This window comes from Microbacterium sp. AG157, from assembly GCF_003385695.1.
GTDB lineage: Bacteria > Actinomycetota > Actinomycetes > Actinomycetales > Microbacteriaceae > Microbacterium > Microbacterium testaceum.
On sequence record NZ_QRDK01000003.1, the window covers coordinates 200,828 to 220,282 of the forward strand.

The window sequence follows — 19,455 nt, forward strand, 5'->3', positions numbered from 1 at the left end:
TCTCGAGTGATGATCGCAGCGGTTTCGCCCGCCCTCGAATGCTCGCACGCCCCACCGACATCGACCGAGGGTCTTGCCTCGCCGCGTCGGCGTCTGCGCCCTACACGGCGACCCGGGCCGTTCGGGGCCCGTTCCTCTTCGCGGGGCGGGACGCACACGCCCCGTAGGGCGGATCCGCCCCGAATCGAAGAGGGGGCACCTCAGGCCGCCAGGACGCTGCGACCCACGATGAGCCGCATGATCTCGTTCGTCCCCTCGAGGATCTGGTGCACACGCAGATCGCGAACGACCTTCTCGATGCCGTAGTCCTGCAGGTAGCCGTATCCGCCGTGCAACTGCAGCGACTCGTTGGCGACGCGGAAGCCGACGTCGGTCGCGAACCTCTTCGCCATGGCGCACCGGGTCGCGGCATCCGGAGTCTTCGCATCCAGGGCGGACGCCGCATCGCGCACGAGCAGTCGTGCGGCTTCGAGCTCGGTCGCCATGTCGGCCACCGCGAACACGACCGACTGCTTCTCGGCGAGGGCCTCGCCGAAGGTGAAACGCTCGTGCACGTAGGCGATCGCGCGATCGAGCGCCCAGCGCGCCCCGCCGATCGAGCACGTGGCGATGTTCAGGCGACCGCCGTTGAGGGCGTTCATCGCGATCGAGAAGCCGCGTCCCTCGCCGCCGAGGAGGTTCTCGGCGGGCACGCGCACCTCGTCGAGGATGACGGGACGGGTGGGCTGCGCGTTCCAGCCCATCTTCTTCTCGTTCGCTCCGAACGACAGTCCTTCGGAGTCGGCGGGCACGAGGAAGGCGCTGATGCCGCGCGCTCCCGGCTCCCCCGTGCGAGCCATGACGACGTAGACCGACGCCTCGCCGGCGCCCGAGATGAACTGCTTGACCCCCGTCAGCACGTAGGTGTCGCCGTGCCGGATCGCCGAGGTGGTGATGGCCGCGGCGTCGGACCCGGCGCCGGGCTCGGTGAGGCAGTAGGCGCCGAGATCTTCCATGGCCACCAGCGACGGCAGCCACCGCTCGCGCTGCTCGGCGGTGCCGTAGGTGTCGATCATCCACGCGACCATGTTGTGGATCGTGATGTAGGCCGTGACCGTCGGGTCGCCGTAGGCGAGCTCCTCGAAGATCGCCACCGCGTCGACGCGCGACAACCCGGCGCCGCCCACGTCGTCGTTGACGTAGACGCCGCCGAGACCCAGCTCCCCCGCGCGGCGCAGCACGTCGCGGGGGAAGTGCTTCTCGGCATCCCATTCGAGGGTGCGCGGGGCGAACTCGGTCGCCGCGAAGTCGCGCACCGCGTCGAGGATGGCATCGCGCTCGTCGGAACTCAGGGTGCCGGTCGACGGGGCGTCGAGCGCGGGAGCAGGGGTGGTGTCCATGCGGCTCTCCTTCGGAAAGCGACGGCGTCGTCGCTCCCCTCAGATTACCTGGACGTCCTACTAATTGATAGAGGTACCGACTACGAGGCGGAGACCCCGAACAACGCGCCGACCGCGTAGGTCGCGGCGAGCGCGAGCGCACCGCCGATCACCGTGCGCAGCACCGCCCGCCCGCGCCGCGCCCCACCGAGCACGGCGGCGACGTAGCCCGTGATCGCGAGCGCGATGAGCACGGCGACGAAGGTGAGCGGAACGCGGATCTCGACCGGCGCGAGCAGGATCGTCGCGAGCGGCAAGAGGGCGCCGATGGTGAAGGCGACCGCCGAGGCGAAGGCCGCGGCCCACGGGCTCACGACGTCTTCGGCGTCGATGTTCAGCTCGACCGAGAGGTGGGCCTTGAGGGCGTCGGATGCCGTGAGCTCGTTCGCCACGCGCGTCGCTGTGTCACGCGAGAGCCCCTGGGCCTCGTACATGCCCACGAGCTCGGCGAGTTCGGCCTCGGGGTCATCGGCGAGCTCACGCCTCTCTTTCTGGATGAGGGCGTGCTCGCTGTCGCGCTGGCTCGACACGGAGACGTACTCACCGAGTGCCATCGAGATGGCGCCACCGACGAGGGCGGCGAGACCCGCGACGAGCACCGGACCGGTGTCGCTCGTGGCGCCCGCGACACCGACCACGACCGCGGCGGTCGAGACGATGCCGTCGTTGGCGCCGAGCACGCCGGCGCGCAACCAGTTCAGTCTCTGCGAGAGCCCCTGGCGATGGGGCTCATCGGAGTGGGACCCCGGGGGCGTCGCCGCGGGCGCGTTCTCGGTCATGCGACGAGCGTACGACCGCATCCGTCCCGACGGGCCGATGACGGTTCACGGCCGTCGCGTTCCCTCCCCGTTCACCGGGTCGTCACGAACTCCAGGCAAAATCCACAGGATCGCGCCGCCCGCGCGGGTCGCTCCCCCACCCGAATCCGAGGACACAGCCATGCCTTCGACCTTCCTCCGCCGCGCCGCCGCGTTCACCGCGACGACCGCGGCGGTGTGCGCGCTCGCCCTGTCGAGCACCACCGCGGCCTCCGCCGCAATCGTCCCTCAGCCCGTCTCGAACAGCGTCACCGGCGCCGCGATCAGCGTCACCCCGGTCGGCTCGTACGACACCGGCGTTTACGACGCCTCCGCCGCTGAGATCGTCCAGGCGTACCGCGACCGCCTGCTCGTCGTCAACGCCCAGGCGGGCACCGTGACGGTGCTCGACAACAGCGACCCCGAGAAGCCCGTCAAGCTGTTCGACATCTCGTCGAACGGTGTCGCCAACTCGGTCGCGGTCCGCGACGACGGCCTCGGCGTCATCGCCTTCGAAGCCAAGACGAAGACCGATCCCGGTCACCTGGTCTTCTTCGACGCCAACAAGACGGATGCCGCGAGTGCGAAGCTCGGCGAGGTCGCCGTCGGCGCTCTTCCCGACATGGTGACCTTTTCGAAGGACGGCTCCTACGCCGTCGTCGCCAACGAGGGCGAGCCGGCGGCGGACTTCTCGGTCGACCCCGAGGGCTCGGTCAGCGTCATCGCGCTGTCGTCCGCCCTGTCCGCCCCCGCGCAGAGCGCCGTCAAGACGGCGGGCTTCCGCGCCTTCGAGCCCGGCGGGAGCAAGACGCTCGACTCCAAGGTGCGCATCTTCGGCCCCGACGTCGCCGCCCCGGGTCAGGATGCCGCGACCCTGTCGACGAACCGCGTCTCGCGCAACCTCGAGCCGGAGTACATCACCACCGACGGCACCGTGGCCTACGTCACCCTGCAGGAGAACAACGCCGTCGCGACGGTGGATCTGACGAAGGCCGAGGTGACCGGCATCCTGCCCCTCGGGTACAAGGACTGGAGCAAGGTCGGACTCGACCCGAGCGACAAAGACGGCACGACGGCTGTCAACAGCATCCGCCCCGTCGCCGGCCTCAAGGGCCTGTACATGCCTGACGGCATCGCCTCGTATTCGGCGAGCACCAACGGGAAGGCCACGACCTACCTCGTCACCGCCAACGAGGGCGACGGGCGCAAGTGGGGCTCCTTCGACGATGAGGCGCGCATCAAGGCCTTCGGCAAGAACGGCCTGGCGCCCATCTGCGCCTCGAGCCCGCTCGCGGGCCAGACGGCCGATGACGCCGCCGGTCGCCTCAAGGTCGTCACCGACCTCGGCAAGACAGCGGACGGCTGCTACAGCGAGCTCTACGCCTACGGCGGGCGCTCCTTTTCGATCTGGGACACCACGGGTGCTCTCGTCTTCGACTCGGGCGATCAGTTCGAGAAGAAGCTCAAGGACGTCGCCCCGCAGCTGTTCAACGTCTCGAACGACAACAACACCCTCGACGACCGCAGCGACGACAAGGGCCCCGAGCCCGAGAACGTCACCATCGGCGTGGTCGACGGCCGCACCTACGCCTTCATCGGTCTCGAGCGCGCGGGTGGCGTGATGGTCTACGACATCACCGACCCGACCAAGGCGACGTATGTCACGTACGTCAACAACCGCAACGCCTCCGCCGACGTCAAGACGGCCTCGGCCGGCGACCTCGGCCCCGAGGGCATCGCCTTCGTCTCGGCCCTGCGCTCGCCGACCGGTGTGCCGCTGCTGGTCACGGGCAACGAGGTCTCGGGCACCACCACCGTGTTCGAGGTCCGCCCGACGCAGCCGAAGACGCCCGACCTGCAGATCCTCACGATCAACGACTTCCACGGCCGTCTGCTGCAGGAGACCGGGGGCGTCGCCGGGGCCGCGGTGCTCGCCGGCGCCGTCGAGAAGTACCGCCAGCAGAACCCGAACACGCTGTTCGTGTCGGCGGGCGACAACATCGGCGCGAGCGCCTTCGAGTCGTTCATCGACCAGGACACCCCGACCATCAAGGCTCTGAAGGCCGCGACGCTCGATGTCAGCGCGGTGGGCAACCACGAGTTCGACCGCGGCTTCGCCGACCTCACCGGTCGGGTCATCCCCGCCTACGGCAACAACTCGGGAGCCCTCAGCGACTTCGCCCTCGGGGCGAACGTCTACAACAAGGGCACGAAGACCCCCGCCCTGAAGCCGTACACGATCAAGCAGGTCGGCAACACGAAGGTCGCGTTCGTCGGCACCGTGACGCCTCAGACCGCGGGCATGGTCGACCCGTCGAAGATCACCACGATCGAGTTCGGCGACGAGACCGAGGCCGTCAACCGCGAGGCGAAGAACGCCCGCGCGGCGGGTGCCGACATCGTCATCGTCCTCGTCCACGACGGCTCCGAGAGCACGGACTGCACCACGATCGCGACCGAGTCGACCGACTTCGGCGCCGTCGTCCGCGGCGCCTCAGCCGATGTGAACGCGATCGTCTCGGCGCACACGCACCAGAAGTACTCGTGCACCATCGGGGGACGCTCAGTCATCCAGACCGGCTCGTACGGCACGAACCTGGGCACGCTCGACATCGATCTGGATGCCACCGGCAAGCTCGCATCGATCACGCCCGGCGTGCGTGCGCTGCTCGACCCCGCGGTGACGCAGTACATCGCGTACCCGCAGATCGCGACCGCGAAGATCGTGGCGGATGCCAAGACCACCGCCGACACGAAGGGCAAGGTCGAGGTCGGCACGATCACCGCCGACATCACCCGCGCGAAGAACAGCTCGGGTGCCGAGGACCGCGGTGCCTACTCCACGCTCGGCAACACCGTCGCGGACGTGTACCTCTGGGCCACGAGCGAGAACCCCTCGTTCAACGGGCAGGACGCGCAGATCGCGTTCATGAACCCCGGCGGTCTGCGGGCCGACCTGCTCTACGGCTCTGACAACGGCTCCGTGTCGTACCGCGAGGCGGCCAACGTGCAGCCCTTCGGCAACACGCTGGTGACGCTGTCGCTCACGGGTGCGCAGCTGAAGCAGCTGCTCGAGCAGCAGTGGCAGCCGGGGAAGCCGCGTCCGGTCCTCGCGCTGGGAGTGTCGAAGGGCTTCACCTTCGAGTACGACCCCGCCGCGGCGCAGGACAAGCGCATCGGCAAGATCCAGCTGAACGGAAAGCCGATCGTCAAAACGGAGTCCTACCGCGTCGTGACCAACTCGTTCCTCGCGGCGGGAGGCGACAACTTCGGCATCTTCGCGCAGGGAACGAACAAGGCCGACTCGGGTCAGATCGACCTGCAGGCCACGGTCGACTACTTCACCGCGAAGAAGAGCGTCGCACCCTCGCCGCTCGGCCGGGCGTACCTGACAGGTTCCCAGCCCGTCGACGAGGGAACCGGCACGCCGAGCCCGACGCCCACGACGAACCCCACGGGTCAGCCCACCGGCAGCCCCACGGCTTCGCCGTCGGCCTCCGCGAGCATCACGGCGAGCGCGACGCGCGTCGAGCAGGGCGGGTCGTTCTCGGTCACCGTGTCGGGGCTCAACGCCGGCGAGCAGCTGACGGCGACGCTCAACAGCACGCCGATCGTGATCACCGGCATCCCCGCCGCCGACGCCTCCGGCACCGTGACCTTCCGGGTGAACGTGCCCGCGGCTCTCGAGCCCGGAGCGCACACGGTGGTCATCACGCGCGCCGACGGCACCGTGCTCCCGGCTCTCGCGGTCGAGGTGGTCCGCAAGGGCGCCCTGGCGGCGACGGGCGCGCAAGCGCCGTGGGGCATCGCCCTCGCGGGCGGGTTCCTCGTTGTCGCGGGCGGTCTCGCCTTCGCGCTGCGCCGCCGCCGCACCGCCTGACGCATCGCCTGCCGAAACGGCCCTCACCCCTCGGGGTGGGGGCCGTTTCCCGTCCGCGAGTCACCGGCGCCTGTCGCTTCGGAGCCCCACGAGCGACGACTCCCGGCGACGCGCGCGGCGAGGCCGGACGCGAAGAGTCAGGCGCGGAGCACCTGGACGTGGACCCCGGATGCCGCGGACTCCACGCGCCAGACCTGCCCCGCGCCGCGGACGGCCGGGGCCGCCTGCGCCGAGATCACCAGGGCGGTGTTCTCGTCGATCGCCACCCCGTCGGAGACGAGCCCGGCATCGACAGCAGCGACCAGACGGGAAAGGGTCCCCCACTGGGCGGCGTGCACGTCGACGGCGAAGTCCAGCAGCCCGAGGCCCCCGCGGACCTCGAGCTCGTCGAGCTCTTCGCCGGCGTTCTCCGACACGACCTCGACCCCGCCCAGACGGTATCCGCCGACCAGTGCCGGACCCGCGGCGATCGCGGAGCCGGCAGAGAACCCGGCGTACGGCATTCCGTCGCGGACGCGCTCGGGCACGGCATCCCGAATCTGCGCGAAAGCATCCAGGTAGGCCGGGGTGAGGCCGCCGCCGACGAACAGCGCGTCGGCGGCGAGCGCCGAGGCATCGAAGACCTCGCCCTCGACGATCGTCTCGACGCGGATCTCGGCGGGCACCGCCTGCGCTGCGTCCAACATGTCGCGGTGGAGGGCGATCCTGGTGTCGTCGCCGGCCTCGAGCACGAGCAGCAGCGCGATCACGGGCGAGCGGTCACCGGCACGCTCGCGCGCCTCGAGGACGAAGGGACGCAGCAGGTCGCCGCAGCGGGCGACATCGCGCCCGCCGCCGAGAAGGAACACGCTCATACGCCCAGTATCGCGGGCACATCCGCGTCGCGATTCCTAGACTCGACGGATGGACATCCGTCTGCGACCGAGCGTGCCCGACGACATCGAGTGGCTCGTCGAACTGCGCGCCGAGGTGCTGCGCACCGATCTCGAGCGCCTCGGCCGCTACGACGAGCACCGTGTGCGCGCGCGCATGCGCGCGGGTTTCCGTCCCGAGTTCACGCGCGTCATCGTCGTCGACGGGGCGGATGCCGGCTCCCTCACCGTCCGTCCGGACGGGGCCTCGCGCTGGCTCGAGCACTTCTATCTGGCATCCGCTCTGCAGGGTCGGGGAGTGGGCGGTCTGGTCCTGTCTCGGGTGCTGGCGGAGCCGTGGGACGGGCCGACGCGACTGAACGTGCTGCAGGGCAGCCCCGCCCGTCGCCTGTACGAACGTGCGGGCTTCGAACTCGACTCCGAGGACGAGATCGACGTGTACATGGTTCAGCGGCCACCGCGGGCGTGACTGTCCAGCGGATAAGACGCTCCGTCCCAGCGAACCTCCCGCCGCGTCCGGGAACCGTCCATCCGCGGCGGGGGTTTTCCGACCGCCCTGCGGATCCCACCCCCGGCACGCCGCCCGGCCACCCCGCCGACCCGGCATGTCGCAGACGAGCTCCGCAGGGCATCCCGCCGAGGGCGGATCGACCGGCTCAGTACCGCCGCAGCAGCGCCGCCAGGGCTTGGCCGCCTCCGATGCACATCGTCACGACCGCGTACTCGAGGTCGCGACGACGCAGGTCGAGGGCCGCGCGCACGGTCAGAATCGCGCCGGTCGCGCCCACGGGGTGACCGAGGGCGATCGCCCCGCCGTAGGGGTTCACCTTCTCGGGGTCGAGGCCCGCGTCGCGGATCACCGCGACGGCCTGCGCGGCGAACGCCTCGTTCAGCTCGATCACGTCGACATCGGCGGGGGTGAGCCCCGTCTGCTCCCACAACCGCTGCAGGGCGATGACGGGGGCGTACCCCATGATCTCGGGGTCGACGCCCGCGGTGGTCACGGCCTCCAGCGTCGCGAGCCCCGTCAGGCCGCGCTCGCGCACGTCGTCCTCGCGCATCAGCACGGTCGCCGCGGCGCCGTCGTTGATGCCCGAGGAGTTGCCCGCGGTGACCGACCCGTCCTTCTCGAAAGCGGGCCGCAGACCGGCGAGGGCCTCCATCGTCGTTCCGGGGCGCGGGTGCTCGTCGACCGAGACCTCGACGGGCTTCCGGCCGCCGGTGGTCACGGGCACGATCTCTTCCGCGAAGGCCGCGCGCGCGGCATCCGTCGCCGCCCGGCGCTGGCTCTCGACGGCGAAGGCGTCCTGCTCCTCGCGCGAGACGGAGTATCGGGATGCCACGACCTCGGCCGTCGTGCCCATGTGCCGGCCGCTGAAGGGGTCGGTGAGGATCGCGAGCGTGCCGTCGAGCAGGGTCCGGTCGCCGAGTCGGGAGTTGCCGCGGGCACCGTAGTCGAGGAAGGGCGTGCGCGACATGCTCTCATCGCCCCCGGCCACGGCCACGTCGATCCCGCCCCAGCGCAGTTCTTGAGCCGCCGACCAGATCGCCTGCAGGCCCGAGCCGCACAGGCGATTGACGGTGAAGGCGGGCACACGCGTGGGCAGCCCCGCGGCGAGCGCGACGCGGCGAGCGTTGTAAGCGTCGGGGCCGTTCTGGGCGATGCAGCCCATGACGACCTCGTCGACGTCCTCGGCCGACACGCCTCCGCGGCGGAGCGCCTCGGTCACCGCGACTGCGCCGAGCTCGTACGCGTCGACCCCCGACAGCGAGCCGCCGAACGAGCCGATCGGCGTCCGCGCGCCCGAGACGAGGACGATCTTCTGCGTCGACATCAGCCCGCCGCTTCCTCGGGGCGCTCCTGGGCCTCGACGTCGGCGGCATCCGGAACGTATCCCTGGACGTGGCGCTCGTCGGCACCCACGTATTCCGAGAGGGGGCGGATGAGGGCGTTCGACGCCTGCTGCTCGCGGATGTGCGCGGTCCAGCCGGTCACGCGCGCGGCGACGAAGAGGGGTGTGAAGGTGAGCGTGTCGAAGCCCATCAGGTCGTACGCCGGGCCCGAGGGGTAGTCGAGGTTGGGGTAGATGCCCTTGCGCTCGACGAACTGCGACTCGAGCGCGTCGTAGAGGGCGGCGACGTCGGGGCGGTCGTAGTGCTCCACCAGGGTGTCGAGAGCGGCTTTCATCGTGGGCACGCGCGAGTCGCCGCGCTTGTAGACGCGGTGGCCGAAGCCCATGATCTTGCGCTTCTCGGCGAGGGCGGTGTCGAGCCACGGCCCGACGTTCTCGGCCGAGCCGATCTCGGTGAACACGTGCAGCACGGCCTCGTTCGCGCCGCCGTGCAACGGGCCCTTGAGGGCGCCGATCGCGCCGACGACCGCGGAGTACAGGTCGCTGAGGGTCGACGCGATCACGCGCGCGGTGAAGGTCGAGGCGTTGAAGGAGTGCTCGGCATACAGGATCATCGAGCGGGTGAACGCGTCGACGACGACCTCGTCAGCCTCCTCGCCGAACGTCATCCACAGGAAGTTGGCCGCGTAGTCCAGGTCGTCGCGGGGCTCGATGAGTTCCTCGCCCCGGCGGCGGCGCTGACCGTACGCGACCACGGCGGGCAGCTGCGCCCACAGGCGGATCGATCGCCCGAGGTTCTCTTCGGGGGTGCCCACGGCATCCATGACGTTCGAGATCCCGGCCGTCTCACGCGCGCCGATGACGCTGACGGCGGTGCGCACCTCGTCCATCGGGTGGGCGCTGGTCGGCAGCAGGTCGATCGCGGCGCGGACGTCGTCGGTCAGCGCCCGGTGCTGACGCTCGGTGCGGCGCAGGGCGGCGAGCTGTTCGGCATCCGGAAGCTCCCCGTTCCACAGCAGGGACGCCACCGCCTCGAAAGGCTGCGTGGCCGCGAGCTCCTGCACGGGGTAGCCGCGGTACAGCAGGCTGTTCGTCTCGGGGTTCACCTTGCTGACGGCGGTCTCGTCGACCGTGACCCCGGCCAGGCCCTTCTTGATGTCGGTCATCGTCTCTCCCTTGAGTCGTAAGCGATCTTCACACGGCGGCGCCGGTGGTTCTCCCGACCATGTCCCACTTTCGGCGGTCTTCCGGTCACTCCCGAACGACCGTGTCCCACTTTGTGCTGCGTGGAAGCCCTCCGGGCAGCCGGAAGTGGGACATGGTCTGCGCGAATCGGGACATGGTCACCCCACCCACGCGAACCCGCCTCAGCGCTCGACCGTGAAGTCGAACACGTCGGCGTCGAAGCGGGTATAGCCCTCGTAGTCGATGAGGTCGTACAGGTCGGCGCGATGCTGCATCGCGCCGAGCTGGTCGCGCAGGTGGCCCTCGGATGCCAGGGCGTCGAGGCCGCGGCCCGCCGCGCCCATCGCGAGTCGGAGCAGCGACACCGGCCAGATCACCAGGTTCACCCCGGCGTCTCGCAACTGCTGCGTCGAGAACAGCTCGCTCTTGCCGAACTCGGTCATGTTCGCCAGGATCGGCACGTCGAGCGCCGAACGCATGGCCTCGAACTCGCCGAGGTTGCGCATCGCCTCGGGGAAGATCGCGTCGGCGCCCGCGTCGACCAGGGCTTTCGCGCGGTCGATGGCGGCATCCAGTCCCTCCACCGCCCGCACGTCGGTGCGCGCCATGATGAGGAAGTCGGGGTCGCGCCGGGCGTCGACCGCGGCGCGGATGCGCTTGATCGCGGTATCGGCGTCGACGACGCTCTTGCCGTCGAGGTGGCCGCACCGCTTCGGGTTGACCTGGTCCTCGATGTGGGTGCCGGCGAGCCCCGCGTCCTCGAGCGTCTGGATCGTGCGGGCGACGTTCATCGGCTCGCCGAACCCGGTGTCGGCGTCGATGATCGCCGGCAGTTCCGTCATGCGCGCGATCTGCTGTCCGCGGCCGGCGACCTCGGTGAGGGTCGTGAGCCCGATGTCGGGCAGCCCCAGGTCGGCCGAGATCACCGCGCCCGAGATGTAGACGCCGTCGAAACCCTTGCGCTCGATGAGGCGGGCCGACAGCGGGTTGAAGGCTCCCGGCATCCGGACGAGGTCACCGGATGCCAGCTTCTCGCGGAGGACGCGCCGCTTCTGGGCGGCGGTGGTCTGGGCGTAGAGCATCAGCGGGTTCCTTCCGTCCGGGAGGCAGAACTCCTGAAGAACTGCGTCGCGGCGGAGTATCGCCCGCGGAACCACGCGGGACGCGTGCCGTGGGCCGCGGAATTCTCAGGAGTCACGCACGGCCCGACCATCAGAACAGCCCCTTCGGCGCGGGCGCGAGCGCCAGCACGCCGGGCTTCGCGACGATCGTCAGCTGCATGACCTCGGCGGGGGTCAGCTCGGGCAAGCGCTGCACGAGCTCGAGGAAGCGCTCGATCTCGTCGGGCTGCAGCACGGGCTCGGCGAGCAGACGGAACTTGCGCACGTAGTCCTCGCGGGCGAAGGGCCGGGCGCCGAGCGGGTGGGCGTCGGCGACGGCGATCTCGTCCTCCACGGTCGAGCCGTCGGTCAGGGTGATGACGACGCGGCCGCCGAACGCCTTCTCCTGAGGGTCTTCCGAGTGGTAGCGCCGCGTCCACTCGGCATCCTCGGCGGTGGTGACCTTGTGCCACAGCTCGACGGTGTCGGCACGGCCCGCCCGCTCGGGGGTGTACGAGTCGACGTGGTGCCACGCGCCGTCCTGCAGGGCCACGGCGAAGATGTACGGGATCGAGTGATCGAGCGTCTCGCGCGACGCGGTGGGGTCGTACTTCTGCGGATCGTTCGCGCCCGAGCCGATGACGTAGTGCGTGTGGTGGCTGGTGTGCAGGACGATGGATGCCACGTTCGCGGGGTCGCGCAGATCGGGGCGCTCCGTGCCGAGGCGACGGGCCAGGTCGATCCAGGCCTGCGCCTGGTACTCGGCCGAATGCTCCTTCGTGTACGAATCCAGGATGCCGCGCTTGCTCTCGCCCTCACCCGGAAGGGGCACGTCGTACGAGGCGTCGGGGCCGTCGAGCATCCACGCGATCACGCCGTCCTCTCCCTCGTAGATCGGGGAGGGGCTGGTCTCACCGCGCATCGCCCGGTCGACGGCCTCGATCGCCATCTTCCCGGCGAAGGCGGGAGCGTGCGCCTTCCAGGTCGAGATCTCGCCCTTGCGCGACTGGCGGGTGGCGGTGGTGGTGTGCAGGGCCTGGCCGATGGCCTGGTAGATCGTCTCCTGGTCGAGGTCGAGCAGGGTGCCGATGCCGGCGGCCGCGGCGGGACCGAGGTGGGCGACGTGGTCGATCTTGTGCTTGTGCAGCGAGATGGCGCGCACGAGGTCGATCTGGATCTCGTAGGCCGTGGCGAGAGCGCGCACGAGGGCGGCGCCGTCGCGACCGGTGTGCTGGGCGACGGCCAGCACGGGCGGGATGTTGTCGCCGGGGTGCGAGTAGTCCGCGGCGAGGAAGGTGTCGTGGTAGTCGAGTTCGCGCACGGCCACGCCGTTCGCCCATGCCGCCCACTCGGGGCTCGTACGGCGCTCGAGCAGGCAGCCGAAGACCGTGGCGCCCGGTCCGCCGATCGAGACGGCGTGGTCGAGCGCCTGCTGGCGTGCCGCGCTCACGGGCTGACGCGTGAGCGAGGCGGCGGCGACGGCGGCGTTGTCGATCAGGCGGTTGACGATCATCTCGGTCACGTCGTCGTCGACGGCCACCGGGTCGACCGCGACGCGCGCGAGTGCCCAGGCGAGCTGACCCTCACGGGCGAGGTTCTCGTCGCTGCGGTGCACGCGCACGTGGTGGGTGATCGTCATGAGGGGTCCTCCGTGAGGGCTTCGAGGATGGTGGTGAGGGCGTTGTGCAGGTGCACGTGGGTGGCGTGCGCGGCGAGTTCGGGGTCGCCGGCGCCGATCGCTCTCGCGATCAGTTCATGCTCCCCCGTCGACGCCGAGAGGCGAAGGGGGTTGTCTCGCGCCATGCGTCGCACCCGTACGAGGTGAGTGCGGACGCTCCGGAGCGCTGAGGAGAGGTAGGCGTTGTCGACGGCGTCGTCGATCGCGGAATCGAAGCGGGAGATCAGGGCGTAGTACGCGTCGGCATCGGCCGTGTCGACGGCGGCGAACTCGGTCGCGAGGCCTCGGAACTCCCCGCGATCGCCCCGTCGGGCGGCCAACCGCGCGGCCTCGGTCTCGAGCGCCCGGCGCAGGTCGAAGAGAGAGCGGATGTCGTCGGCGTCGATGCCGGCGACCACCGTCACGCGCGCCGACGCCTGGGCGACGAGGCCGTCGGATGCCAACCGGCGCAGCGCCTCGCGAAGAGGGGTGCGACTGACTCCGAGGCGGGTGGACTGCTCCACTTCGCCGAGCACGGTTCCGGGCGTCAGCGCCCCGGTCTGTATCTCGTCGAGGAGGGTCGCGTAGGCGCGTTCACTCGCCCGCATGCTGCCCCCTCGCCGTCACTCGTCCAGTGTATACACTCCGCGTGCGCAGTGGGGATTTCGGCACCCTGAGTGCGGTGTAGGTATACACAAAGCGACGCACATCACCCCTCGCGGCATAGCACGTCACCTGCCACACTGGTCGCATGCTCGTCACGACCATGAACGATGTCCCCGGCCGTCAGATCGTCGAAGTGTACGGCGAAGTGACCGGCCTCACCGTGCGCGCTCGCAACATCGGGGGGCAGTTCGGCGCCGGCCTCAAATCGATCTTCGGCGGCGAGCTGCAGGGTCTCACGCAACAGCTGCAGGAGAGCCGCGACGAAGCGAAGCAGCGTCTCGTCGAGGCGGCCCAGGCCGTCGGGGCCGACGCGGTGATCGCGATGCGCTTCGACACCAGCGAGGTTGCGCAGAACTTCCAAGAGGTCGTCGCCTATGGCACGGCCGTGAAGCTGGGCTGAGACCGCCCGGTGCGGATTCAGCCCCACGACTCCAGGGTCGAGGGGATGGATGCCAACGTCGCCAACGCCGCGTCACGATCGGCGCGCGCGAGGGTGAGGCCGGCCACCACGAGCGAGGCGCACACCGCGGCGAGGGCGTCCACGGCATCCGGGGCCAGATCCGGACGCCGGTCGGCGACCGCCGAGCGGATCGCGGCGCGCATCTCGGCGGCGTAGTCCGAGACGAGCGCGCGCACCTCGGCGTCGTCGCTCGCGAGGGGAGAGGAACCGGCGTTGAGCAGCAGACACCCCAGGCGAGCGCGCGGGGCATCGGCCTCGATGGCCGAGCGCATGTCTTCGACGTAGGCCTCCAGGGCGCCGGGGTCTCCCCCACCCAGTGGGCGCAGGCGTGTGCGGACCACATCGTCGAGGTAGGCCGAGAGGACGGCGTCGAACAGTCCGCGCTTGCTGCCGAAGGCGTTGTACAGGCTCGAGCGGGTGAGGCCCGTGGCTTCCTCGAGCTCGGCGATCCCCGTCTCGGCGTACCCGCGCCGCCAGAACACGTCACGCGCGGCGTCGACGACGGCGGAGCGCTCGAAGCTCGGCATCCGGCCCATGTTCTTCCTCCGCCTTTCGGCTGTCCCACGTCTTCCGGGTTGCATTCGCAGGCCCGAGGTCTATATTAGACCGGCCGTTACAAAATAACCACAGGAGGCATTTCATGCGCGCAGTCATCCACCACGAGTTCGGCGAGCCGGCCGACGTCGTCGGAACCGAAGAGGTCGAGACCCCGACCCCCGGGCCCGGCGAGGTGCGCCTGCGCGTGCTGATGTCGCCGATCCACAACCACGATCTGTGGACCATCCGCGGCACCTACGGCTTCAAGCCCGAGCTGCCCGCCCGCGCCGGCACCGAGGCCGTGGGCGTCATCGAGGAGCTCGGCGAAGGTGTCGACGGCCTGACCGTCGGCCAGCGCGTCGCCACCGGCGGCACGTTCGGCGTGTGGGCCGAGCAGGTCGTCGCCAAGGCCGCGGGCCTCATCCCCGTCTCCGAGGGCCTGAGCGACGAGGTCGCCTCGCAGCTCGTCTCGATGCCTTTCAGCGCCATCAGCCTGCTGCACTCGCTCGATCTGAAGGCCGGCGACTGGATCGTGCAGAACACCGCCAACGGCGCCGTCGGCCGTATGGTCGCGCAGATCGCCAAGGCTCGCGGCGTCAACGTCGTCGGTCTCGTGCGCCGCCAGAGCGCCGTCGAGGAGCTCGCCGCCCAGGGCATCGACAACGTCGTATCGACCGACGCCGACGACTGGCGCGACCAGGCCCTCGCCCTCGTCGGCGACGGCACGGTCGTCGCGGGTGTCGACTCCGTCGGCGGACCCGCCGCCGGCCAGGTGCTGTCGCTGCTGAGCGAGAACGGCACGCTCGTGATCTTCGGATCGATGGGCGCCGGCAAGCTCGAGCTCGGCGCCGGAGACCTCATCTTCCGCCAGGCCACCGTCAAGGGCTTCTGGGGCAGTGTCGTCAGCAAGACGATGGATGCCGAGACCCGCGGCGCCCTGTTCGGCGAACTGTCGCGCTACCTCGCCGACGGCACGCTGACCCTCCCCGTGGCCGCCACCTTCGGTCTCGATGAGATCGTCGAGGCCGTCACCGCGAGCGACGCGCCCCGCGTCGGCAAGGTGCTGCTGCGCCCGTGACCGCGTCGCGCCGCGGGGCTCGCGTCCCGCGGCGCGCGGGGCCGAGCCCCTCTTGAGTGTCCAGAACACCCGGACGATTTTTCGGAACGTCCGGGTGTTCTGGACACTCGTGCGTTCGGGGCGCGACGCGGCACGCACCCGGACGGATCAGCGGCCCGGGGCCGTCGCCGCGCGTAACTCCTGAAAGAACGGCATACGCGGGGCACGGCGGGCCCTCTCCCGGGGCCGCCGCGGAGACGAAACGCCCGTGTTCAGGAGTGACGCACCGTCCGACGGCCTCGAGCGACGCGCCGCGACGGACCGTCCGTGCGCGACGAGCAGCCCGCGCCCCGGGCGGCCGGGCGTATGGAACTCCTGAGAAGCGCGGAGCGCGCCATCCGTTCACCAGGAGAAGCGGCGCGATGAGCGGGCTGCGCCGCGGTTTCTCCGGAGTACCGCACGACCTCCACCCCCATCGGGGAACGCCTCAATCGCCGCCCAGGCCCTCGAGGGCGACGGCGAGCGCCTCGATCGCGGGGCGCTGCCCCTTCACGAGCGCCTCGCGCGCGGCATCCAGGCCCACCCACTCGGCGCGGTCGACCTCGGGGAACGTCGCGGTCCTGCCGGAGCGTGGCGGCCACGCCATCTCGAAAGTGCCGAAGGTGAAGTCGGATGCCGTGAACCCGGCGCCATCCCCCACGAAGACGACCACCTTCTTGCCGCTCGAGTACGCGAAGGTCCCGAGTTCAGCCCACGCGACCTCGGGCGGCTCGACGCCGAGCTCCTCGCGGAACTCGCGGCGCGCGGCATCCAGAGCCCCCTCGGACTCGGGATCGAACTCGCCCTTCGGGATCGACCAGGCGCCGACGTCCTTCGTGGCCCAGAACGGTCCGCCCATGTGCGCGATGAACACCTGCGGCTCCGGCGTCAGCCGGTACAGCAGCAGTCCCGCGCTCCACACGACCATCAGGTGACGCTGGCCGGCACGCGGTTCGCCTCGTCGGCGATGATGTCGGCGCGCTTGCGGAACGTGCGCGCCGACACCCGGTCCAGGGCGATCTGACCGCGCATCTTCTCGGCCTTCTCGTAGAGCGAGGGACCGCCGAAGCCGGTGAGCACCTTCACGAGCACCGGCAGCAGCTCGATCATGAAGAACAGCGCGGCGATCAGGTAGTGCGCCCAGCGCAGCGTCGGCTCGCGGTCCGACAGGCGCTCGAGAGCCGTGATCTGACTGAGCAGACCCACCGCTCCCGCGTTGCCGTCGGCGACCGACGAGGCCCGCGCGTTGTAGGCGGTGAGCGCGGATTCGTACTGGGCGCGAGCGGCGGGGAGCTGGTCTTCGGCCTGCTGCTTGTTCTGGTCGGCCGACGAGGCGGCGGCCTCGGCCCCGGCGGAGTTCGCGGCGGCGAGGGTCGACTGCGCCTGCGCGAGCTGAGTCGACAGCGAGTCGTACGCCGACTGCGCCTGGGCGAGCTGCGCCTGCGCCGCATCGGAGCTCGCGCCGTTGCCGGCGACGCCCGTACAGCCCGGGACCGTCCCGGCGCCCTGACCGGTGAGCTCGCACTGGTACACCGCGCGCGCCTGGTCGATGACGGTCTGCTGCGCGGCGAGCTGCTGCGTCAGCTGGTCGACGCTCTGCTGCGCCGCGGCGGATTCGGCCGAGGTCGACGAGGTTCCGGTCACGATGCCGGTCGCCGCCTGGTTCTCGAGCGCCGAGACCTGCGCGCTCGCGGCGTCGAGCGCCTGCTTCTCGGGGCCGCTGGTCACGGCATCCTGGTCGGTGAGGGCCTGCGTGACGTTGGTGGAGTTCACCTCGCGCACGATGTCGTTCTGGAACACCTGCAAAACCAGGGGCTCCGCCACGACGATGCCGATGAGAGCGGCCATGATCACGCGGGGCATGGCCAACCCGAGCAGACGGAAGAAGTTCTTCGTCGAACGCATCGTCGAGGTGAGGAAGCGGTCGAGGTTGAAGATGATGAGGCCCCACACGATCGCGAGAGGCACGGCGAGCCACAGGCTCACGCGCACGCCCGTGAGCAGCGCGAACATCATCGACAGCGACGAGACGAGGGCGGTTCCCGCGAGCACGAGGAACATCTGCACGAAGCGCGGCACCTCTTCGGGCACTTCGTCGAGCACGTCGTTGTCCGCGCCGCCGAGTACAGCCATGCGGCGGATGAGCGATAGCCGCGGGCGGCGCGGATCGTGACGGCGCAGGCGGGGCTGGCGCGGCTCGGATGCCACGGGCAGGGATGCCGCGGGCTCGGGCGCCTCGTCGTCGGGAAGGACAGCCGTCTCGTCGTCGACGGCGCGCGCACGCTCGGCGCGGTCGATCACGACGGTGTCGCGGGCGTCGGTGTCGCGGGCGTCGGTGTCGCTCGGGTCGGAGACGAAGGGGTCGCCTGAGTCGTCGTCGGCGGGCGGGGCACCCCACGGCTCGGCGGTGTGATCCTGGGGTTCGGCGGGACGGTTCGCCGCGTTCTGCGCGGCGAGGATGTCGTCGAGATACTGCTCGCGTTCCTCGTCCGTCGTGAACTCGATTCGACCGTCGGAGCCGAAGCGGCCGGGTCGGTGAGCGGAAAAGGACATTCGCACAGAGTACGACGCCCGCCCTGCTCTCTCCTGAGCGGGGCCTGAGGCACGGCCGGGCGCGGCATGTGCGCGCGAGGTGACGCTGGCGGGCTGCGAGCATCGGCACACGAGATCACGTGACGTGGGCCAGCGCACGCGCCGTGACGCGTGGTCTCGCCGACGTCACGTGATCTGGGCCGCACCGGGGGGCGCGACGGCCCCCCGCACCCCAGGGCACGCGACGACGGGCCGGGCGCGAACGCCCGACCCGTCCGAACGCACTACGCCACGCGCTGCTTCGGCGACACCTCGTACGTGTTCTCGGCGTCCGAGAACACCGCGTCGCCGAGCGCCTCGTCGATGGCGCTGAGGGTGTCGGCATCGAGGGTCACTCCCGACGCCTTCACGGTGTCCGCGAGCTGCTCGGGGCGCGAGGCGCCGACCAGGGCTGCCGCGATGTTCGGGTTCTGCAGCACCCACGCGATCGCGAGCTGGGGCATCGAGAGCCCGGCTTCGTCGGCGATGGGCGTGAGGCGCTGCACGGCCTCGAGCGTGTCGTCGGCGAGGAAGCGCTTGATGAACGTCGCGCCGCTCTTCTCGTCGGTCGCGCGCGAGCCCTCGGGCACGGGCTGACCGGGCAGGTACTTGCCGCTGAGTACGCCCTGCGCCATGGGGGACCAGACGATCTGCGAGATGCCGAGCTCCTCGCTCGCCGGCACGACCTTGCCCTCGATCACGCGCCACAGCATGGAGTACTGCGGCTGGTTCGAGATGAGCTGGATGCCGAGCTGCTTCGCGAGCGCGTGCCCGTCACGCAGCTGTTCGGCCGTCCACTCCGAGACGCCGATGTAGAGCGCCTTGCCCTGGCGCACGACGTCGGCGAACGCCTGGAAGGTCTCTTCGAGCGGCGTCTCGTAGTCGAAGCGGTGCGCCTGGTAGAGGTCGACGTAGTCGGTGCCGAGGCGCTTCAGCGACCCGTTGATGGAGTCCATGATGTGCTTGCGGCTGAGGCCGGTGTCGTTCGGCCCCTTGGGGCCGGTGGGGAAGTACACCTTCGTGAAGATCTCGAGGGACTCACGCCGCTGCCCCTCGAGGGCCTTGCCGAGCACGGTCTCCGCCGCTCCGTTGGCGTAGGCGTCGGCGGTGTCGAACGTCGTGATGCCCGCGTCGAGGGCGGCGTGCACCGTGGCGATCGCCGCGTCGTCACCGACCTGCGAGCCGTGGGTCACCCAGTTGCCGAGGGTGATCTCCGAGATCTTGAATCCACTGTTGCCGAGATAGCGATAAGCGACCATTCCTCCACGCTAGACCCGGCCACCGACACCGGGGCCGCGGCATCCCTGCCCCCTCACGCATAAACGCTTCCCGCGCACGCAAACGCGAGCACAGCGTGTTTATG

Annotated in this window: 16 protein-coding genes; 4 read left to right on the forward strand and 12 right to left on the reverse strand. The window is 70.3% G+C overall.

Features of this window, described 5'->3' with window-relative positions:
- Positions 1 to 200: 200 nt before the first annotated feature.
- Positions 201 to 1,379, reverse strand: a complete 1,179-nt coding sequence (locus DEU35_RS10310; RefSeq protein ID WP_103208230.1) for an acyl-CoA dehydrogenase family protein — start codon at positions 1,377 to 1,379, stop codon at positions 201 to 203.
- An 80-nt stretch (positions 1,380 to 1,459) separates the two neighbouring features.
- Entirely contained in the window at positions 1,460 to 2,197 is a 738-nt protein-coding gene (locus DEU35_RS10315; RefSeq protein ID WP_116239450.1) for a VIT family protein, read from the reverse strand.
- Positions 2,198 to 2,357: 160 nt separating this feature from the next.
- Here DEU35_RS10315 and DEU35_RS10320 point away from each other — a divergent pair, with 160 nt between their 5' ends.
- Positions 2,358 to 6,095, forward strand: coding sequence for a choice-of-anchor I family protein (locus DEU35_RS10320; protein WP_116239451.1), 3,738 nt, complete (start codon positions 2,358 to 2,360; stop codon positions 6,093 to 6,095).
- 137 nt (positions 6,096 to 6,232) lie between these two features.
- Here DEU35_RS10320 and DEU35_RS10325 read toward each other — a convergent pair whose 3' ends face one another.
- Complete coding sequence (locus tag DEU35_RS10325; RefSeq protein WP_116239452.1) at positions 6,233 to 6,949, reverse strand: Type 1 glutamine amidotransferase-like domain-containing protein; 717 nt, start codon at positions 6,947 to 6,949, stop codon at positions 6,233 to 6,235.
- 49 nt (positions 6,950 to 6,998) lie between these two features.
- Between DEU35_RS10325 and DEU35_RS10330 the strand changes: the two genes are divergently transcribed.
- On the forward strand, positions 6,999 to 7,436 hold the full coding sequence (locus DEU35_RS10330; protein WP_103208219.1) for a GNAT family N-acetyltransferase: 438 nt from the start codon (positions 6,999 to 7,001) through the stop codon (positions 7,434 to 7,436).
- Positions 7,437 to 7,623: 187 nt separating this feature from the next.
- Here DEU35_RS10330 and DEU35_RS10335 read toward each other — a convergent pair whose 3' ends face one another.
- The 5 genes from DEU35_RS10335 to DEU35_RS10355 all read right to left on the reverse strand — a co-directional run bounded on the left by DEU35_RS10335 (position 7,624) and on the right by DEU35_RS10355 (position 13,370).
- Entirely contained in the window at positions 7,624 to 8,802 is a 1,179-nt protein-coding gene (locus DEU35_RS10335; protein WP_218026374.1) for a thiolase family protein, read from the reverse strand.
- The gene (locus DEU35_RS10340; RefSeq protein WP_116239453.1) at positions 8,802 to 9,986 is read right to left on the reverse strand and encodes a bifunctional 2-methylcitrate synthase/citrate synthase; all 1,185 of its coding nucleotides are present in this window, start codon (positions 9,984 to 9,986) and stop codon (positions 8,802 to 8,804) included. Before DEU35_RS10340 ends, DEU35_RS10335 begins: the two co-directional genes overlap by 1 nt.
- Positions 9,987 to 10,187: 201 nt before the next feature.
- Positions 10,188 to 11,087 (reverse strand): methylisocitrate lyase, encoded by a 900-nt coding sequence (prpB, locus tag DEU35_RS10345; RefSeq protein ID WP_116239454.1) that lies wholly within the window; start codon positions 11,085 to 11,087, stop codon positions 10,188 to 10,190.
- A 130-nt stretch (positions 11,088 to 11,217) separates the two neighbouring features.
- Entirely contained in the window at positions 11,218 to 12,744 is a 1,527-nt protein-coding gene (locus DEU35_RS10350; protein WP_103208209.1) for an MmgE/PrpD family protein, read from the reverse strand.
- Positions 12,741 to 13,370, reverse strand: a complete 630-nt coding sequence (locus DEU35_RS10355) for a GntR family transcriptional regulator (protein WP_116239455.1) — start codon at positions 13,368 to 13,370, stop codon at positions 12,741 to 12,743. The genes DEU35_RS10350 and DEU35_RS10355 overlap by 4 nt, the downstream gene beginning before the upstream one ends.
- A gap of 143 nt (positions 13,371 to 13,513) precedes the next feature.
- Between DEU35_RS10355 and DEU35_RS10360 the strand changes: the two genes are divergently transcribed.
- Positions 13,514 to 13,828 carry a YbjQ family protein gene (locus tag DEU35_RS10360; RefSeq protein ID WP_116239456.1) on the forward strand — a complete coding sequence of 105 codons (315 nt, stop codon included), beginning with the start codon at positions 13,514 to 13,516 and terminating at the stop codon, positions 13,826 to 13,828.
- A gap of 17 nt (positions 13,829 to 13,845) precedes the next feature.
- Here DEU35_RS10360 and DEU35_RS10365 read toward each other — a convergent pair whose 3' ends face one another.
- A complete protein-coding gene (locus DEU35_RS10365) occupies positions 13,846 to 14,415 on the reverse strand; it encodes a TetR/AcrR family transcriptional regulator (RefSeq protein ID WP_258027912.1) in 570 nt (189 codons plus the stop codon).
- A gap of 113 nt (positions 14,416 to 14,528) precedes the next feature.
- On the opposite strand from DEU35_RS10365, the gene DEU35_RS10370 reads away from it, so the two are divergent.
- Complete coding sequence (locus DEU35_RS10370) at positions 14,529 to 15,503, forward strand: zinc-binding dehydrogenase (RefSeq protein ID WP_116239457.1); 975 nt, start codon at positions 14,529 to 14,531, stop codon at positions 15,501 to 15,503.
- Between the two features lie 466 nt (positions 15,504 to 15,969).
- On the opposite strand, the gene DEU35_RS10375 is transcribed toward DEU35_RS10370, so the two are convergent.
- The 3 genes from DEU35_RS10375 to DEU35_RS10385 form a co-directional block, all read right to left on the reverse strand.
- On the reverse strand, positions 15,970 to 16,449 hold the full coding sequence (locus DEU35_RS10375; protein WP_116239458.1) for an NUDIX domain-containing protein: 480 nt from the start codon (positions 16,447 to 16,449) through the stop codon (positions 15,970 to 15,972).
- Positions 16,449 to 18,074, reverse strand: coding sequence for a DUF4407 domain-containing protein (locus DEU35_RS10380; protein WP_116239459.1), 1,626 nt, complete (start codon positions 18,072 to 18,074; stop codon positions 16,449 to 16,451). Before DEU35_RS10380 ends, DEU35_RS10375 begins: the two co-directional genes overlap by 1 nt.
- 263 nt (positions 18,075 to 18,337) lie before the next feature.
- Positions 18,338 to 19,351, reverse strand: a complete 1,014-nt coding sequence (locus DEU35_RS10385; protein WP_116239460.1) for an aldo/keto reductase family protein — start codon at positions 19,349 to 19,351, stop codon at positions 18,338 to 18,340.
- Positions 19,352 to 19,455: the final 104 nt, after the last annotated feature.